General features: G+C 72.8%; 14 protein-coding genes. 6 read left to right on the top strand and 8 right to left on the bottom strand.

Going from position 1 to position 17,226, the window contains the following annotated elements:
- Positions 1-9: 9 nt before the first annotated feature.
- From JW613_RS17285 to JW613_RS17270, 4 genes are all read right to left on the bottom strand, one after another.
- The gene (locus JW613_RS17285; protein ID WP_209211703.1) at positions 10-849 is read right to left on the bottom strand and encodes a polyprenol monophosphomannose synthase; all 840 of its coding nucleotides are present in this window, start codon (positions 847-849) and stop codon (positions 10-12) included.
- Positions 846-2,720, bottom strand: a complete 1,875-nt coding sequence (lnt, locus tag JW613_RS17280) for an apolipoprotein N-acyltransferase (protein WP_209211702.1) — start codon at positions 2,718-2,720, stop codon at positions 846-848. Before lnt ends, JW613_RS17285 begins: the two co-directional genes overlap by 4 nt.
- Before the next feature lie 580 nt (positions 2,721-3,300).
- On the bottom strand, positions 3,301-4,941 hold the full coding sequence (locus tag JW613_RS17275) for an amidohydrolase (protein ID WP_209211701.1): 1,641 nt from the start codon (positions 4,939-4,941) through the stop codon (positions 3,301-3,303).
- Between the two features lie 92 nt (positions 4,942-5,033).
- Positions 5,034-5,474: an Lrp/AsnC family transcriptional regulator gene (locus JW613_RS17270; RefSeq protein ID WP_099878472.1), complete on the bottom strand. Its 441-nt coding sequence runs from the start codon at positions 5,472-5,474 to the stop codon at positions 5,034-5,036.
- 237 nt (positions 5,475-5,711) lie between these two features.
- Between JW613_RS17270 and JW613_RS35830 the strand changes: the two genes are divergently transcribed.
- The 3 genes from JW613_RS35830 to JW613_RS17255 all read left to right on the top strand — a co-directional run bounded on the left by JW613_RS35830 (position 5,712) and on the right by JW613_RS17255 (position 8,221).
- Positions 5,712-6,134 (top strand): hypothetical protein, encoded by a 423-nt coding sequence (locus tag JW613_RS35830; protein ID WP_307865929.1) that lies wholly within the window; start codon positions 5,712-5,714, stop codon positions 6,132-6,134.
- Between the two features lie 155 nt (positions 6,135-6,289).
- A complete protein-coding gene (locus JW613_RS17260) occupies positions 6,290-7,345 on the top strand; it encodes a Gfo/Idh/MocA family protein (RefSeq protein WP_209211699.1) in 1,056 nt (351 codons plus the stop codon).
- Between the two features lie 177 nt (positions 7,346-7,522).
- Positions 7,523-8,221, top strand: a complete 699-nt coding sequence (locus JW613_RS17255; RefSeq protein ID WP_245225800.1) for a hypothetical protein — start codon at positions 7,523-7,525, stop codon at positions 8,219-8,221.
- Between the two features lie 56 nt (positions 8,222-8,277).
- On the opposite strand, the gene JW613_RS17250 is transcribed toward JW613_RS17255, so the two are convergent.
- Together JW613_RS17250 and JW613_RS17245 are read right to left on the bottom strand one after the other, a co-directional pair.
- Positions 8,278-9,219, bottom strand: coding sequence for an endonuclease/exonuclease/phosphatase family protein (locus JW613_RS17250; RefSeq protein WP_209211698.1), 942 nt, complete (start codon positions 9,217-9,219; stop codon positions 8,278-8,280).
- 124 nt (positions 9,220-9,343) lie between these two features.
- The gene (locus JW613_RS17245; RefSeq protein WP_209211697.1) at positions 9,344-10,546 is read right to left on the bottom strand and encodes an acyl-CoA dehydrogenase family protein; all 1,203 of its coding nucleotides are present in this window, start codon (positions 10,544-10,546) and stop codon (positions 9,344-9,346) included.
- A 363-nt stretch (positions 10,547-10,909) separates the two neighbouring features.
- Here JW613_RS17245 and JW613_RS17240 point away from each other — a divergent pair, with 363 nt between their 5' ends.
- Positions 10,910-12,223: a glycoside hydrolase family 18 protein gene (locus tag JW613_RS17240; protein WP_209211696.1), complete on the top strand. Its 1,314-nt coding sequence runs from the start codon at positions 10,910-10,912 to the stop codon at positions 12,221-12,223.
- A gap of 158 nt (positions 12,224-12,381) precedes the next feature.
- Here the strand turns inward: JW613_RS17240 and JW613_RS17235 are convergent, their stop codons facing one another.
- Positions 12,382-12,657, bottom strand: a complete 276-nt coding sequence (locus JW613_RS17235; RefSeq protein WP_209211695.1) for a GlsB/YeaQ/YmgE family stress response membrane protein — start codon at positions 12,655-12,657, stop codon at positions 12,382-12,384.
- A 175-nt stretch (positions 12,658-12,832) separates the two neighbouring features.
- Positions 12,833-13,510, bottom strand: a complete 678-nt coding sequence (locus JW613_RS17230; RefSeq protein ID WP_209211694.1) for a TetR/AcrR family transcriptional regulator — start codon at positions 13,508-13,510, stop codon at positions 12,833-12,835.
- A gap of 153 nt (positions 13,511-13,663) precedes the next feature.
- Here JW613_RS17230 and JW613_RS17225 point away from each other — a divergent pair, with 153 nt between their 5' ends.
- Positions 13,664-15,481, top strand: a complete 1,818-nt coding sequence (locus tag JW613_RS17225; protein WP_209211693.1) for a bifunctional 3'-5' exonuclease/DNA polymerase — start codon at positions 13,664-13,666, stop codon at positions 15,479-15,481.
- 129 nt (positions 15,482-15,610) lie between these two features.
- Entirely contained in the window at positions 15,611-17,083 is a 1,473-nt protein-coding gene (gene gnd, locus JW613_RS17220; RefSeq protein WP_209211692.1) for an NADP-dependent phosphogluconate dehydrogenase, read from the top strand.
- The last annotated feature ends 143 nt before the right edge of the window (positions 17,084-17,226 follow it).

The raw sequence follows: 17,226 nt of genomic DNA, 5'->3' as shown, positions 1-17,226 counted from the left end.
GGCCCGGGATCAGCCGCCTGGCCGGTCGCTCTCCCGGTCGCCTTCCCGGCTGTGGGAGCGGCCGTCGGAGCGCTCGTCGGTGCGGCCCTCACCGCGGCCGAGGACCTTTTTGACCCGGCCCTCGACACCCCAGGCGGCGATCCGCCACAGCGCCTCGGCCATGATGTCCCGGCTCATCTTGGAGTCGCCGCGCTCCCGCTCGACGAAGGTGATCGGAACCTCCACCACGTGGTAGCCGGCGTGCACGGTGCGTCGGGTGAGATCCACCTGGAAGCAGTAGCCCTGGGAGGCGATGGAGTCCATCCCGATGCCCTCCAGGGTCTCCTTGCGGAAGGCGCGGAAGCCCGCGGTCACATCGCGTACGTCGACGTCCAGGAGCAGCCGGGAGTAGGTGCTGGCGCCGCGCGAGAGGAACTCACGGGACTTGGGCCAGTTGACGATCCGGCCGCCGGGCACCCAGCGGGAACCGATCACCAGGTCGGCGCCGCCCAGCGCGGTCAGCAGCCGGGGCAGTTCCTCGGGCGGATGGGAGCCGTCGGCGTCCATCTCGATCAGCACGCCGTAGCCGTTGTCGATGCCCCAGCGGAAGCCCGCCAGATAGGCGGCACCGAGGCCCTCTTTGCCCTTGCGGTGCATGACGTGCACGTGGTCGTCCTCGGCGGCGAGTTCGTCGGCGATCTTGCCGGTGCCGTCGGGGCTGTTGTCGTCGGCGATGAGGATGTGCGCCTCGGGCACCGCCTCGCGTACCCGGGAGACGACAGGCTGGATGTTGTCGGCCTCGTCGTAGGTCGGGATGATGACCAGGGCCGTCCCGAGCGGGCCGTACCGCCGCTGTCCGCCGTCCGTCACTGGTGCTGCCCCTCCGGTTGAGCCTGTCGGTCCTGCTCGTCGGTGCCGTCCTGGTGGCCGGCGGCGTCCGGCGTCTCGGTTGCCGTACGGGCTTGCGTACGGCCGCCGCGCGTCCTGCGGCCCAGGAGCAGGGCTCCGGCGCAGGCGAGCACGCCCACGATAGCGATCACCCACTCAGGAACGGCACCGACATGGTCGGCGAGGGTGATCTCGTCCCGCAGTGGGAGGTCCCCGGTGAGGACGTCCTGGGTGAACTCCTCCGTACGCTGCTGGACCGTGCCGTCGGGCGAGACGATGGCGCTGATGCCGCTCGTCGCCGCGGTCACCACGGCGCGGCCGTGCTCGACGGCGCGCAGCTGGGACATGGCCAGCTGCTGCTCGGGCTGGCCCGTCCGCCCGTAGGTGGCGTTGTTGGTCTGGACGACGAGCGCGCGGGCTCCGTCCTTGACGGTGTCCCGGGGGATCTCGTCGTAGGCGACCTCGAAGCAGATCACATCGCCCAGCCGCGCGGGGCCGGTCTGCAGGACGCCGGTGTGGTCGCCGGGGTAGAAGTCGCGGGGGACCTGCTGGAGGCGGGTGATCACCTTGCTGAGCTGGTCGCGGAAGGGGACGTACTCGCCGAACGGGACCGGGTGCTGCTTGGTGTAGGACGCGCCGGGGCCCTTCTTCGGGTCCCAGACGATGCCCTGGTTCTCGACGTAGCCCTCCTTGGTGGGGTGGTCGACGAGTGCGCCGACCAGGACGGGAACGCCGACGGCCTTGACGGCCTCGTCGATGCGGTCACCCGCCTCGGGCCACTTGTAGGGGTCGAGATCGGAGGAGTTCTCCGGCCAGATCACCAGATCGGGCTTGGGCTCCTTGCCCTGCTTGATCCGCTCGGCCAGGTCGAGGGTGGCCTCGACGTGGTTGTTGAGGATCTGCATGGGGCGGCCGAGGAAGTGCATGCCCGGCTGCTGGACGTTGCCCTGCACGACGGCGATGCGGACCGTGTCGGCCGCCTTGGTCGGCACGGGCACCGCGAACCCGGCGACGGTGATCGCGCCGGCGAGCCCGAGCGCGCCGAGCCCGGTGGCCCAGGCGCGGGTGGTGCGTGCCGGACGGGAGCGCAGCCGCCACCCGGTCAGCGCCGCGGCGGCCAGCAGGGTGCCCGACAGCGCCACGGCGAAGGTCACCAGCGGGGCGCCGCCCAGCGCGGCCAGCGGCGTGTAGGGGGAGCTGGTGTTGGCGAAGGCGAGGCGCCCCCAGGAGAAGCCCCCGAACGGCAGCCGGTCGCGCAGGAATTCCTCGGTCACCCACAGGCAGGCGCCCCACAGCGGCCAGGCCGGCAGCCGCGAGGTGACGGCCAGACCGGCACCGAGTCCGAGTACGAACAGCCCCTGCAGGAAGGCGAGTCCGATGGTGGCGTCCCAGCCGACGACGTGCAGCCACTTGAGCAGGACGACGAAGAAGGGCCAGCCGAACGCGAGTCCGAGCCAGGCTCCCTGGCGGATCGTGCGCCCGCGGGTGAGCAGGCTGAGCGCGGCGACGGCCACGAGCGAGAGCGGCCAGATCCCGTACGGCGGGAAGGCGAACGCGAGGACGACACCACTGAGGGCCGCCAGTCCCGTGCGGCGGGCTTCGCGCCGCGCCAGCGCCGCGAGCCTGCGCATCCGGCCGGGGCGCCCGGCGCCCTTGTCCGTCGGCTGCCCGGCATCCGAGGTGACGTTACTGCTCGGGTCGGCGCTGCTGCTGGTGTCGGCGCTGCTCGCCGTGCCGGCGCGGCTCTCGCGTGCCGGCTCTCCCGGCGCGCTGCGCCGGGCGGCGGGTGCCGCCTTCCGCGCCCGGGAGCCGTCCGGGGCGGAAGCGGAGGTGGTGTCGGGGCCCGATGCCAAGGTCGCGGCCTTCCTAGCAGGTCGTGCGGTCGTGAGCTGACCGTACAACGCGCGGAGCCCGGTGCGGGGCGCGGGACCGTAAAGCGGCGGGAAAGCACGGGAGCGCGGACGGGCGCGGTAGCCGCCGGGTCGCGGAGCGTCATCGGCGGGTGCACGCCGTGCGGTTCGGGCGCTGTCTACGGATCGGGGCCCGGTGCCCTTCGGGCCGACCTGGGACCCGCTGGCTGCGGATCGTCCGAAAGCCGTTGTCTACTGAGCGTCCGGGCCCCGTCCCGGGTCACACCCGCCGACCGGCGGAAACCATCTGTCCCCGTGCCGCGGGCGCTGGACCTGGCTCGCAGTGGTGGTGCGCCGGTGCGGTACACCACCCCGTGGCCCAGCGGCGTTCGACGACAGCGCGGAAGCTCCCCGGTCGGACGTCCTGTGGTGGACGCGGCCGAACCTACCGGGCTTCGGGCAATCATTGTCAACAGCCGGGTTACCTGGGGTGTTTCAGCGAAAGGCCTGGTCAGTGCGGAGAAGGCGGCGCCGTAGCGACCGGCGGAGGGGGTCTCGTTCGGCCGTATTACCGCCCCCTACATCACTCGTCCGGCCGTGCGTAGACCGTACGTCCGCCCACCACCGTCCGCAGACAGACCGGGACTTGACCGCCCGGTGTCAGGTCGGGCAGTCCGGGGGTGCCGGAGCGTGGGTCGGTGGACCAGTTGGCGACGCGGGTGTCGGGAGCCTGGACGACGAGGGGCCCCGTCCGCCACAGCGCGTAGTCGGCGGGTGCGCCCGGGACCAGCACCCCGGCGTCGTCGCGGCCGAGGGCGCGCCAGCCGCCACGGGTGTGCGCGGTGAAGGCGCCGCGTACGGAGATCCGGTGTTCGTGGGTGTGGTGGAAGGCGGCGGCGCGGATCGCTTCCCACGGGCCGAGCGGGGTGACGGGGCTGTCCGAGCCGAGGGCGAGCGGCACCCCGGCCCGCAGCAGCGCCGCGTACGGGTTGAGAGATGCGGCGCGCTCGGCACCCAGCCGGCGCGCGTACATACCGTCCGCGCCGCCCCAGGCGGCGTCGAATCCCGGCTGCACGGAGGCGGTGAGGGCCAGGTCGGCGAAGTCGGCGAGGGTCTGCTCGGTGAGCATCTCGGCGTGCTCGACGCGGTGCCGGGCCGCCCGGACCCGGGCCGGGCCGACGGTCTCGGCAGCCCGGCGAACGCCCTCGGTGACGGCCTGGAGCGCGGCGTCACCGATGGCGTGGAACCCGGCCTGGAGCCCTGCCTCGGTGCAGGCGGCGACGTGGGCGGCGACGGCCTCGGCGTCCAGCAGGGCGCTCCCGCTGATGTGCGGCGCGTCCGCGTAGGGGGCGCACAGATGCGCGGTGTGCGAGCCGAGGGAACCGTCCGCGAACAAATCACCGGCCGCGCCGACGACGCCGAGTCCACCGATCCTGGCCGCCTCCTTCGCCGAGGTGACGAGCTCCGCCCAGTAGCCGTGGACGCGGGGGCCGGGCTCCTCGGCCGCCAGCGCGAGCAGCCCGCGCAGGTCGTCCTCGCCGGAGATGTCGGGTCCGGCGCACTCGTGCAGCGCGCCGATGCCGAGCGAGGCGGCATGGGCGCGGGCGGCGCGTTGGGCCTCGGTGCGCTGCCGCGGGGTGAGCGTGGCGTACGCGGCCTCCCGGACGGCGTGGTGCGCGTCGCCCGTCAACGGCGCGTCGGGCCGGTACCCCTCGCGGGTGGTGATGTCGGGGACGAGGTCGAGCATGGCCGTGTCGGCGAGTGCGGAATGGACGTCGATCCGGGTGAGATACAGGGGCCGTCCACCGCTCGCCTCGTCGAGCTCGGCGCGGCTGGGATGGCGCTGTTCGGGCCAGGCGTGGGCGTCCCAGCCGGTACCCAGCAGCACCCGGTCGTCCGGCCGGGCCTTTGCGTACGCGCGCACCTGGGCGAGCGCGTCCGCGAGGGTGGGCGCGCCGGACAGATCGAGGCCGGTCAGCGCGAGCCCGGTCGCCGTCGTGTGCACATGGGCGTCGGTGAAGGCCGGTGTGACCAGTGCACCGTCGAGATGGACCACCTCGTCGACACCGTCGGCGAAGGAGTCGGCAGCGCCCTCCGTGCCGATCCAGGCGATGCTGTCGCCCTCCACGACCATCGCGGTCGCGAACGGATCGGCGGGGCTGTGCACCTCGCCCCCGCGCAACAGGAGGGTGCGGGGCCGGGAGGGGGTTGTGCTGTCGCTCATGGGGGACAGTCTCCCGCTCCCGGGGCCCTCTCCTCGCGCGGGGTCCACGGGACGGCGCCGGGACGGCCGGTGGGACGGCGGCGGGCGGCGTCTCAGATGCGGGGCGGCCTGGCCTCGTACGGGGTGGACAGCACGACGGTCGTACGGGTCGAGACCCCGGCGAGGCTGCGGATCCGGGCCAACAGGTGCTCCAGTTCGATGGGAGTGGCGACCCGCACCTTGAGGATGTAGTTCTCGTCCCCCGCCACGCTGTGGCACGCCTCGATCTCCGGCACGTCCGCGAGCCGTTCCGCGATGTCGTCCGGGGCACTGGGGTCGAAGGGTTTGACGGAGATGAACGCCGTCATCGGCAGCCCGACGGCCTCGGGGTCCACCAGCGCGGCGTAGCCGCGGATGACGCCGCGCTGCTCGAGGCGGCGTACGCGCTGGTGCACGGCCGAGGTGGACAGGCCGGTGGCCTTGCCCAGGTCGGTGTAGCTCATCCGCCCGTCCTTGACGAGCAGTTCCACGATCTGACGGTCGAGTTCCTCCACAGCGGATCACCGTACTGCGCTCGCGCGCCCGGCGCAGCGGGAACCCTCCGGCACGAGCGGGTGGCGCGCCGTGGCGGGCGGGCGCCGGGGGTGAACGTGGAAGCTTCAAGTATGTGACGAAGGCCACACTTGTGCACCCGCGTCCTCCCCCGCGAGGTGATTATGCGCGTAGCACGGCGGGAAGTGCTTGCTGTGGCCGGAGCCCAGTCGCCCGGCCGTTCCATCGAGGGGGATCACATGCGCACGACGAAGTCCGCCCACTCCGTTCATCGGTACGACGAGTCGCACGAGAACGCAGCGGCCGCCTCTTCGGACGGCCCCGGCGTCTCCGCCGAGCTGACAGGACCGGTCGTTGAGGACGAGATGTACGAAGGTCTCCGCGTCAAGTGCCCCGAATGCCGCCAGGCAATCGCGGTCTTCACCCAGGAGGAGAAACTGCCGCGCCACGGGCTGTGCGCCTCGCCCTGGGATCCGTTCGGCCTGACGGTGTGCCAGGGTTCGGGCCGCCCGGTGCGGGACGCCACGCCGTGGGACAGCGAGACGCGCGAACGCGCGGTGAGTGAACTGCTGACGCTGCCCGAGGGGCTGGACTGGCGGACCCAGCCGTTCTCCCACGCGGGCCGCCCCGACACCCGCCCCGTCCGGGCCGGCACTGAGTGACCGGCGGAGTGACCGGCCAAGGCGCCGGGCAGGCCTGACGCGCCGCACATCGCCACCGTCCAGCTGCTCCTGCCGGTCGCCCGTCGGCCGGCAGTCGGCGCCACTGTGCGGGTAATTCGATTGCCCGAACTTCGGAGCCGGGCCAAGGTGGGCGCATGGCACGGGTGTTGATCGTGGGGTTGCGGCGCGGGCTGGTGCTCGCCCGCTGGTGCGACCGGGCCGGGTTCGACGTCGCGGCGTTGTGCGACCCCGACCCGGAACTGCTGGCGGCAGCCTCCGCGGAGTTTCCCGAAGCACGTACGGCCAGCAGTTGGCAGCAGCTGGTGACCGCCGATGTGGCGGCGGTCGTCCTGGCCCACGACTTCGACGCACACGCCGAGCCGGCGCTGGCCTTCCTCGAACGGGGCGTGCACGTACTGAGCGAGTGTGCCGCCTGCGTGACCGAGGAGGAGGGCAGGGCCCTGGTCCGGGCCGCCGAACAGTCCTCGGCCGACTACTCCTTCGCGGAGAACTACGTCGAGCACCCCCATGTGCGGACGGTCGCGGGGCTTGTCGCGGACGGCGAGATCGGCTCCGTCGAGCTGATCGAGTGCGACTATGTGCACGGCCTCGCCCCGCAGGACGTGGCCGCCCTGGCGGGGGACCCCGCGCACTGGCGCGGCAGGATCTCCCCCACCGCCTACTGCACCCACACCCTCTCCCCCGTGCTGGATGTGACCGGCGCCCGGCCCGTGGAGGTCACGGCACACCCGGTGGGCACCGGCGAGCGCCCCATGGCGGTCGTGCTGGCCACCCGGCTGTCGACGGGAGCGCTGGCGCTCACCCGGCAGACGTTCCTCCAGGGCGAACCGGACAGCCACTGGTCGTGGCTGTCGGTACGCGGCAGCCGGGGGCTCGCGGAGTCGTTGCGCGCGCCGGGCGAGGCCGCCTGGTCGGTACGGCTGCGCAACGAGCCGTGGGCACACGGCGGTTCGCTCCGCGACGAGGTGCGCCGCCCGCCGCGGACGGTGCTGTACGGCGAGCAGGTCGCCCCCGCCGAAGCGGGCACGGCCAGGATCGTCGAGGCGTTCCGGCGCACGGTGACCGAGGGGGCGCCGCCCCGGGTGCCCGTCCGGGCCGCGGTCGCCGCCTCCCTGGTGGGCGTGGCGGGCGCCCGCTCCCTGCGGCAGGGCTCGGTGCCGGTGCCGGTGCCGGACGTGGCCCAGTGGTGAGAGGTGGCCGGTGGAGAGCCGCCCGGTGGAGCCGCAGGGGGGCGCGGCGCGGAACGGTGAGAGGCCGTCGTGCGCGTTTTCGGCCGGGCCCCGGTGAGGAACAGCTGACCGGGTAGTTCCGTACGGGCCCGGCGTGGGTCCCCGTACGGCTGGGGACCCGCTGCCGAGGAGGCGTCAATGGCGAACACGAGCACGAAGAGCAGGTCGACCAGGTCGGCCGGCACCAAGCAGGCCGGCAAGCAGGACCAGCAGCAGGCCCTGGTCAGGGAGCTGCTGAAGCGGCACGGAAAGACCTACGCGGACGAGGCAGGCATCACGCTGCGTGACACCCCGCAGCCGCTCTACCAGCTGCTGGTGCTCTCCCTGCTGCTGAGCGCCCGCATCCGCTCGGACATCGCGGTCGCCAGCGCACGGGCGCTGGCGAAGGCCGGGATGAAGGACCCGAAGCGGATGGCCCAGGCCACCTGGCAGCAACGGGTCGACGCGCTCGGCGAGGGCGGCTACCGCCGCTACGACGAGCGCACCGCCACCCAGCTGGGCCGGGGGGCCGAACTGCTGCTGGACCGCTGGGGCGGCGATGTGCGCAGGATGCGCAAGGACGGCGACGTCGAGGGCGCGCTGCGCGAGGTTCCCGGCATCGGCCCGATGGGGGTGTCGATCTTCCTGCGGGAGGCCCAGGCGGTCTGGCCGGAGTACCAGCCCTACCTGGACGACAAGGCCCTGCAGGGCGCGGAGCGGCTGGGGCTGCCGAAGTCGGCTCAGAAGCTGGCAGGGATGGTGCGGAAGGACGAGCTGGCCCCGCTGGCGGCCGGGCTGGTGCGGGTGGCGCTCAGCAAGGAGGTGGCCGAGGACGTGTGGGACGCCGCCCGCGGGTGACGGCGCCCCCGCGAGCGGGCTCCCGCGGCCCGGCTGTATTGATCGCGAGCGTTCGCCTAGAGCTCGATCAGCGCCTGCACCGGCAGATGGTCGCTGGGGTACTGCCCGTCGCGCTCGAAGGTGTTGATCGTCGCGCTGCGGACACGGACGCCGGGTGAGGCCAGGATCCAGTCGATGCGGTCACCGTCGGGTACCAGCGGCCGGTAGCCGTGGAAGGTCCCGTACAGCTTGCTGCGGCTGCCTGCGGTATCCCAGGTGTCGACGAGTTCACCGTCGGCCAGCAGCGTGTCGTAGACGGGGTTGCCGTGCGCCGGGACGTTGAAGTCGCCGGTCACCAGGCGCGGCAGTGCCGGGTCGAGTGCCGCCAGCCGCTCGGTGATCAGGGCCGCCGACCGCTCCCGGGAGGGCTGGCTCCGGTGGTCCAGGTGGGTGTTGAGGTGGTACAGCTCGCGGCCGGTGGCCAGATCGCGGAACCGCACCCAGGTGACCATCCGGATGACGGTGTTGCCCCAGGTGGTGGAGCCGATCAGGGCGGGCTGGTCGGAGAGCCAGAAGTGGTCGTATTCGAGCGGCAGCAGCCGCCGGACGTCGTAGAAGACGGCCATGAACTCGTCCCGGCTGCCGCCCGCGCGGCCGATGCCGAGCCAGTCGTAGCGTGCCCGCCCCAGGTCGGCGGCGATGTCCTTCAGCTGCGGGTACAGCCCCTCCTGGGTGCCGATCAGATGCGGTCGCTCCCGGCGGAGCAGCGCCCGGGTGACGGGGCGGCGCTCGGCCCAGCTGTTGGGCGGGGTGTCGGAGGCGTAGCGCAGATTGAAGGTCATCGTGCGGAGCGCCGCGCCGTCCTCGGCCGCCGGCCGCTCGTTCGCACGCTCGGTCGCGGGGTGTGCTGTCGCGGCCTGTGCGGTCGCGGTGCGCGCCGCGAGGGGCAGCGCGAGGGCCGCCGCCGCGGCCGTACGGATGCCGCGGCGGCGGGTGAAGTGCGGTGCGGCTGCGGACATATGGCGCCTCCAGCTGTGGGCGATACGCGATGTCCGGGAGATTCTCAGACCGTCGGATGAGGGGGAAGTGGCCGGTACGCGTACGAGGCGCGAACGGCGACCGCCGCGGGCCGCACGTTTCGACTCAGCTCCTGGTCTCCGGCCCCGCCAGGTGCCGGGCGACCACCATGCGCTGGATCTGGTTGGTGCCCTCCACGATCTGGAGCACCTTGGCCTCGCGCATGTACCGCTCGGCGGGGAAGTCCGTCGTGTAGCCGTATCCGCCCAGGAGTTGCACCGCGTCCGTGGTGACGCGCATCGCGGTGTCGGTGCAGAACAGCTTGGCCATCGCCGCCTGCCGGGAGAACTGCTGCCCCGCGTCCCGCCGCCGGGCCGCGGCCAGGTACAGCGCCCGGCCCGCCTCGATCTGGGTGGCCATGTCGGCGAGCATGAAGCGCAGCCCCTGGAAGTCCGTGAGGGGGCGGCCGAACTGCTCGCGCTGGGCCATGTAGGCCAGCGCCTCGTCCAGGGCGGCCTGCGCGACGCCCACCGCACAGGCCGCGATGCCCAGGCGGCCCGAGTCGAGGGAGGAGAGCGCGACGGTGAAGCCCTGGCCCTCGTCGCCGAGCCTGCGGGCGTCGGGCACCCGGACCCCGTCGAAGTGGAGCTGTGCGGTGGGTGATCCGTTGAGCCCCATCTTGTGCTCGGGCGTCGCGGCGCTCAGCCCCTCGGCGTCGGCGGGGACGAGGAACGCGGTGATGCCGCAAGGCCCCTCCTGGCCGGTACGGGTGAGCACGGTGTAGAAGTCGGCGACACCGCCGTGGGTGATCCATGCCTTGGTGCCGTTCAGCACCCAGTCGCCGTCCCCGGACTGCGTCCCGGATGCCCCCTGGTCGCGGACGGCCCGGGTGCGCAGTGCGGCGGCGTCGGAGCCGGAGGAGGGCTCGGAGAGGCAGTAGGCGCCGAGCAGGCCGCCGCCGAGCATGTCGGGCAGCCACTCGGTGCGCTGCTGCTTGCTGCCGAAGTGGGCCAGCCCGTGGCAGGCGAGCGAGTGCACGCTCGTGCCGAGCCCCACGGTGAGGCGCGCGGCGGCGAGTTCTTCCAGTACCTGGAGATAGACCTGGTAGGGCTGGCCTCCGCCGCCGTACTCCTCGGGGTAGGGCAGACCCAGGAGACCCGCCTCGGAGAGCAGCCGGAAGGTCTCGCGCGGGAAGACGCCCGCCGCCTCCTGTTCGGCCGCCACCGGCTTGATCTCCCGCTGCACCAGATCGCGGACGAGGCCCAGCAGGTCGCGTGCCTCGTCGGTGGGCAGTTCTCGTTCCACCGACTGCGGACCGTCCTGTGGCATGGCGCGCTCTCCTTCGGGTCAGGAACTGCGGCGACGGCGCCGGGGTGTGGCGGGTCGCCGAGGGACACCGGCCCACTGGCGGGCCGGGGGTGCCGCTGCCCCTGCCGTGATACTGCACCGTCGGGTCGCGAGGGTGGCTGACCAGCGGCTGCGGCGAGTTGGAGTATGCCCGATCGAGGGCCGCCCGTCACCGGCGTACGGGGGCGAACAGCGCGGTGATCGCGGCCGGGGCCGCCTCGTGCCGGCCGGTGTACCGGCTCGACGGATATTGGTCCGAACCATTGACGGACTGGTCTAGTCCTTCTACATTCCCCGAACGTACGACCGGCACCACACCCCCCGCACCCCACACGCGAGGTGACCATGCTCGGATCGTCAAGACAACGCCCCCTCGACTCCAGACGTCCCCGCCTCCTCCCCCGCCGCACTCGCCGCCGCGGACTGATCGCCTTCCTGGGCGCACTGTGCGCGGCACTCCTGGCCACGACGCTGCTCTCGGCAACCGCGTCGGCCGGCGGCCGGCAGGCACCCGCCGACAAGCCGCAGACCCCGGCCGTGACCGCGAAATCGACAGCGGCAGCCGGCAAGACGGTCGGGTATTTCACCAACTGGGGCGTCTACCAGCGCAATTACCACGTCAAGAACATCGAGACCTCGGGCTCGGCCGACAAACTCAGCCACATCAACTACGCCTTCGGCAACGTCCAGGGCGGCAAGTGCACGGTCGGCGACAGCTACGCCGACTACGAGAAGGCCTACACCGCCGCCCAGAGCGTGGACGGCAAGGCGGACACCTGGGACCAGCCGCTGCGCGGCAACTTCAACCAGCTGCTCAAGCTCAAGCAGAAGCACCCGGACCTGAAGGTGCTGTGGTCCTTCGGCGGCTGGACCTGGTCCGGCGGCTTCGGTGAGGCGGCCAAGAATCCCGAGGCCTTCGCCGAGTCCTGCTACAACCTGCTCAACGACTCCCGCTGGAAGGGGCTCTTCGACGGCATCGACATCGACTGGGAGTACCCGAACGCCTGCGGTCTGAGCTGCGACACCAGCGGCCCGAACGCCTTCGGCAATCTGATGAAGGCACTGCGCGCCAAGTTCGGCGACAAGCTGGTCACCGCCGCCATCACCGCTGACGCCTCCCCCGGCGGGAAGCTGGAGGCCACCGACTACAGGACGGCCGCACAGTACGTCGACTGGTACCTGCCGATGACGTACGACTACTTCGGCGCCTGGGACGCGAAGGGACCCACGGCCCCGCACTCACCCCTCAGCTCGTACCAGGGCATCCCCAAGGAGGGCTTCAACACCCAGGCGACCATCGCCAAGCTCAAGAGCATGGGCGTCCCCAGCAGCAAGCTGCTGTACGGGCTCGGCTTCTACGGCCGCGGCTGGAGCGGAGTGACGCAGTCGGCTCCCGGCGGAACGGCGACCGGTCCGGCACCGGGCACCTACGAGCAGGGCATCGAGGACTACAAGGTCCTCAAGGCCCGCTGCCCGGCCACCGGGAAGGTCGGCGGCACCGCCTACGCGCACTGCGGCAACCAGTGGTGGAGCTACGACACCCCGGAGACGATCGGCGCCAAGGGAGACTGGGCCGCACAACAGGGCCTGGCCGGCGCCTTCTTCTGGGAGCTGAGCGGTGACACCTCCGACGGAGAGCTGATAAAGGCCATCCGATAGGGGCGGAACCTCTCGGCGCACACTGCTCGACGAAGCACACATGAGGCCCCGCGGTGGACCACCGCGGGGCCTCACCCCGTCTTTGCACTGTCGGCGCAGACCGGCACCGGGCACCCGGCACCCGAGCACGCCGGCGGGAGGTGCCGGCCCGCCACCTGTCAGCGGCGCACCCGTCCGCCCGCGCGCGCCCGCTCAAGCGCGCCGACGCCGACCGCCGCCAGGGCGACCTGGATGATCAGCTCGATCCAGTCGAACCCCTTGGTGTCCGCCACGCCGACCGCCCCCGCGATGCCGCTGCCGATCAGCGCGGCGACGATGCCGACCACGATCGTCCACACCACCCCCACCTGCTGCCTGCCCGGCAGCACCAGCCGACCGAGCGCACCGATGACGATGCCGACGACGAGCGCGCTGATCAGACCCGATATGTCCATGGTTTCCCTCTCAGCCGGAAGGACGCTCTTCTGCGGACGAGTGTCCCGAAAGGAGAGAGATATGCCGGTGCCGACCGGACCGACGGCGGGCCCGGGGGGGGCAGAAGCGCCGAAGGGGACCTCGGAGAAGAACCGCAGAACCGCATGGCTGCGGGCCTCCGGGCTCGGCAGGAGGCTACGGCCGCGTTCGGCTCTGGACCTGCGGGGGCGTGGGCGGGGGCAGTGCCGGGTCGAACTCCGCGATGATCTCCAGCGTGCCGCGCAGCGTGCGGGTGAGCAGTTCGCGCAGCACCTCGCGGGACAGCTGCTGCTTGCGGGCCAGCCAGTCCAGGGTGACGCCCTCCACCGAGGCCAGCCAGCCCACCAGGGCCGTCCGGGCGAGGGGCGGGATGTCGGTACGGCTCCAGGCACCCTCGGCGATGGCGCCCACCAACTGTTCGCGCACCCGGTCGTGGATCGCCATGACCTGCTCGTCGTGGCCCACTCCCCCGCTGACGATCGTGCGGTAGGCCGCCTGGTTGTGCTGGGCGTACCGCAGATAGCCGTCGATGGTGCGGTGCACCCGCTCGGCGGGGGGCAGCTCGGAGGCGCTCGTCGCCCGGGCCACCAGTTCGGCGACGGCCTCCTCGATGATCGCCAGGTAGTAGCCCCGCTTGTTGGTGAAGTAGTAGTAGATCAGCCCCTTCGCCACCCCCGCGCTGCGCGCGATGTCGTCCATGGACAGGGCGTCGTAGGAGGTGTCGGCGAACAGCTTGCGGCCTATCGCCAGGAGCTCGGCGCGGCGCGCCTGGGACCTCTCGGTGGCACGGGGCGCGGGGAGGGAGCGCGCGCCACGCTGTTGGCTCTTGTTCACAGTCGGCCCTGGCCTCCAAGTGCGTTGGGACGCAGGAAGTATGACACCCCCTCATCTGTCCGTGATCGGGACCGTCGGACCGGACCGCGCCCGTCCCTCCCTCCCCGTGAGCAGGCCGGAGGCGTTGTCAGAGGCGGCTGCGACACTTCGGGCATGGACGAGACGGGGGTCGGGCACACGGCGCGGGCGGTGCCCGCGGCAGGTGGCGCGCCGCCCGGCGGGGAGCGGTGGGCGCTGGTCCCGGCGGGCGGCGACCGGGTGCGGGTCTGCCCGCTCGACGCACGAGGCCGCCCGGCGGGCCCTGTCGTCACGGAGGAGTCGGTGGCGGCGGCCGTACGGGCCCGGCCCGGGACGACCCGCTGGGTATGGCGCTCCACACCTCTGGTGCAGCCCGCGCTGCCGGCCTCCACCGGCCCGCTACCGGGAGGCGCCCCGGGAGTGCGGGTGGAGCGGTGCTACGACGTGGAGACGGCCGAGGCCCTGTTGCTGGCCTACGAGGGCAGAGCGGGTGAGCCGCGCTCGGTGCCGGCCGCCTGGGCGCGGCTGCACGGGCGGCCGGTGCCCCCGGACCGGCAGGCCTCCCCCCGCGAGACCGATCCCCAGCCCTCCCTGTTCGAGGCGGGTCCGGTACCGCTGCCGGACGGTGTGGACCCGCTGGAGGCGCTGCTGGAGGTGTACGCGGCGCAGCTCGACCGCACCGCGCGCACCGAGCACCCGGACCGGATGCGGCTGCTGCTGGCCGGTGAGTCGGCGGGCACGCTGGTGGCCGGGGAGATGAGCCGCGCCGGGGTGCCGTGGAGCGCCGAGATCCACCGGGAACTGCTGGAGGAGCTGCTGGGCGAGCGGTATGCGGGCAGCGGCCCGCCCAGACGACTCGTGGAGCTGGAGGAGGAGGTGTCGCGGGCGTTCGGACCCGGCGTACGGGTGCGGCCGGATCTGGCCACGGACGTACTCCAGGCGTTCGCCCGTGCGGGGATCCGGCTGGGCTCCACGCGGGCCTGGGAGCTGCGGAAGGTGGACCATCCGGCGGTGGAGCCGCTGCTGCGCTACAAGAAGCTCTACCGGCTCTACACCGCGCACGGCTGGAGCTGGCTGCGCTCCTGGGTGCGGGACGGCCGCTTCCGCGCCGAGTACGTGCCCGGCGGTGCGGCCTCCGGCCGGTGGACGACCAACGGGGGCGGCGCCCTGCAGATCCCGAAGGTGGTGCGCCGGGCCGTGGTCGCCGAGCCCGGCTGGCGGCTGGTGGTGGCGGACGCCGACCAGATGGAGCCCCGGGTGCTGGCCGCCGTCTCCCGGGACCCTGGGCTGATGACGGTGGCCGGCGGCGAGCAGGACCTGTACACGGCGCTGTCGGAGCGCGCGTTCTTCGGCGACCGCGCCGGGGCCAAGCTGGCGCTGCTCGGTGCGATCTACGGCCAGACCAGCGGCGACGGGCTGAAGAACCTCGCCGCGCTGCGAAGACGGTTCCCCGCTGCCGTCGCATACGTGGACGAGGCCGCCCGCGCCGGCGAGGAGGGCCGCCTGGTCCGCACCCATCTGGGCCGCACCTGCCCTCCGGTGGGCCACGGGGACGGGGAAGCGGACGGGGAGGAGGCGAGCGGCACGGGCCCGGAGGCGGGCGAGGGCGTGGGCGGCGAAGGCTCGGCGGCCGAAGGCCCGGCGGCCGGTGGTCCGGGCGCCGCGCGGGCGCGGGGCCGCTTCACCCGGAACTTCGTGGTGCAGGGCAGCGCGGCCGACTGGGCGGTGCTGATGCTGGCAGCGCTGCGGCAGCGACTCGCACCACTCGCCGCCGAACTGGTGTTCTTCCAGCACGACGAGGTCATCGTGCACTGCCCCGCCGAGGAGGCCGAACAGGTGCGGGAGGCGATCACGGCGGCCGGTGAGCAGGCGGCCGTCGCCGCATTCGGACCGACCCCCGTGCGGTTCACCTTCACCACGGCCGTCGTGGAGTGCTACGCGGACGCCAAGTGAGCGGTTGCGCGGAGCCGCTCGCCGACGAGCGGTCCCGCACGTGTCGGGAGACGATCGGTGGGGCAGTCGTGCGGCCGTGCCCGGACCGTCACGTGAGCCCGGAGATCCGAGAGCCCGAAGGGAATGATCATGACAGCGTCGGCGCAGATCGGTGTCACCGGATTGGCCGTCATGGGTCGCAACCTCGCGCGCAACTTCGCCCGCAACGGCTGCACCGTCGCGCTGCACAACCGCACCGAGGCCCGCACCCGGGAACTGGTGGCGGAGTTCGGTGACGAAGGCGCCTTCGTACCCACCACCTCGGCCCGGGAGTTCGTGGCCGCGCTGCGGCGGCCGCGCTGCCTGATGGTGATGGTGAAGGCGGGCGGGCCGACGGACGCGGTGATCGAGGAGTTCGCCGAGCTGGTGGAACCCGGTGATGTCATCGTCGACGGCGGCAACGCGCACTTCGAGGACACCCGCCGCCGGGAAGCGGCGCTGCGCGAGCGCGGCATCCACTTCGTCGGCACGGGCATCTCGGGCGGTGAGGAGGGCGCGCTGCTGGGCCCGAGCATCATGCCGGGCGGCTCGGCGGAGTCGTACCAGGCGCTGGGCCCCCTGCTGGAGCGGATCGCGGCCCGCGCCCCGGACGGCACGCCGTGCACCGCGCACATGGGGCCCGACGGGGCCGGTCACTTCGTGAAGATGGTGCACAACGGGATCGAGTACGCGGACATGCAGCTCATCGCGGAGGCGTACGACCTGCTGCGGAAGGTGGCCGGGCTGGCCCCCGCCGAGATCGCGGACGTCTTCCGGAGCTGGAACGAAGGGCGGCTGGACTCCTACCTCATCGAGATCACCGCCCAGGTCCTCACCCACACCGACGCGGACACCGGCCGGCCGTTCGTCGACGTCGTGGCGGACCGCGCCGAGCAGAAGGGCACCGGCCGCTGGACCGTGCAGACGGCGCTCGATCTGGGGGTGCCGGTGCCGGGCATCGCGCAGGCGGTCTTCGCCCGCTCGCAGTCCGGCCACACCGCCTTGCGCGAGGCGGCGGCGTCCCTGCCCGGACCGCACCAGGACGCGGGCGCCGCGCGGCCGGCGGTGTCGGCCCGGCTGCCGGAGGCGGAGAAGGCCCGCTTCGCCGAACAGATCGAGCAGTCCCTCTACGCCTCCAAGGTCATCTCCTACGCCCAGGGCTGGGACATGCTCCGAGCCGGGAGCGCGGAGTACGGCTGGGACATCGAGCTGTCGTCCGTCGCCGCCGTCTGGCGTGCGGGCTGCATCATCCGTGCGGCGTTACTCGACCGCATCCGCGCGGCGTTCGCCGAGCGTCCCGGCCTGCCCACGCTGCTGGCGGATCCGGAGTTCGGCGGGGAACTGGGCCGGGCTCAGGAAGCCTGGCGGGACACCGTCGCCACGGCGGCGCGGCACGGGGTGCCGACGCCGGGCATGTCGGGGGCGCTGGCCTACTACGACGGGCTGCGTGCCGACCGGCTCCCCGCCGCACTCACCCAGGCCCAACGCGACTACTTCGGCGCCCACACCTACCAGCGCACCGACCGCGAGGGCACCTACCACACCCGATGGGGCGGCGACCGCCGGGAGACCCGCACCGACTAGCGGGCAGGCCCACGCCGGAACACGCCCACGGCGGGCTGCGTGCGTAACAGCCCGGTCCCAGGGCCGTAGCCGGATGGTCCGCGGAGCACCCTGCTTCCTCCTCCCTCACGTCCTGATCAGCAGTACCGCTGAGAGAACCGACG

Origin of the sequence: Streptomyces smyrnaeus (assembly GCF_017676345.1) — a bacterium.
GTDB lineage: Bacteria > Actinomycetota > Actinomycetes > Streptomycetales > Streptomycetaceae > Streptomyces > Streptomyces smyrnaeus.
The sequence above is the reverse complement of the archived record's forward strand: the minus strand, read 5'-3'. Positions and strand labels throughout refer to the sequence as shown.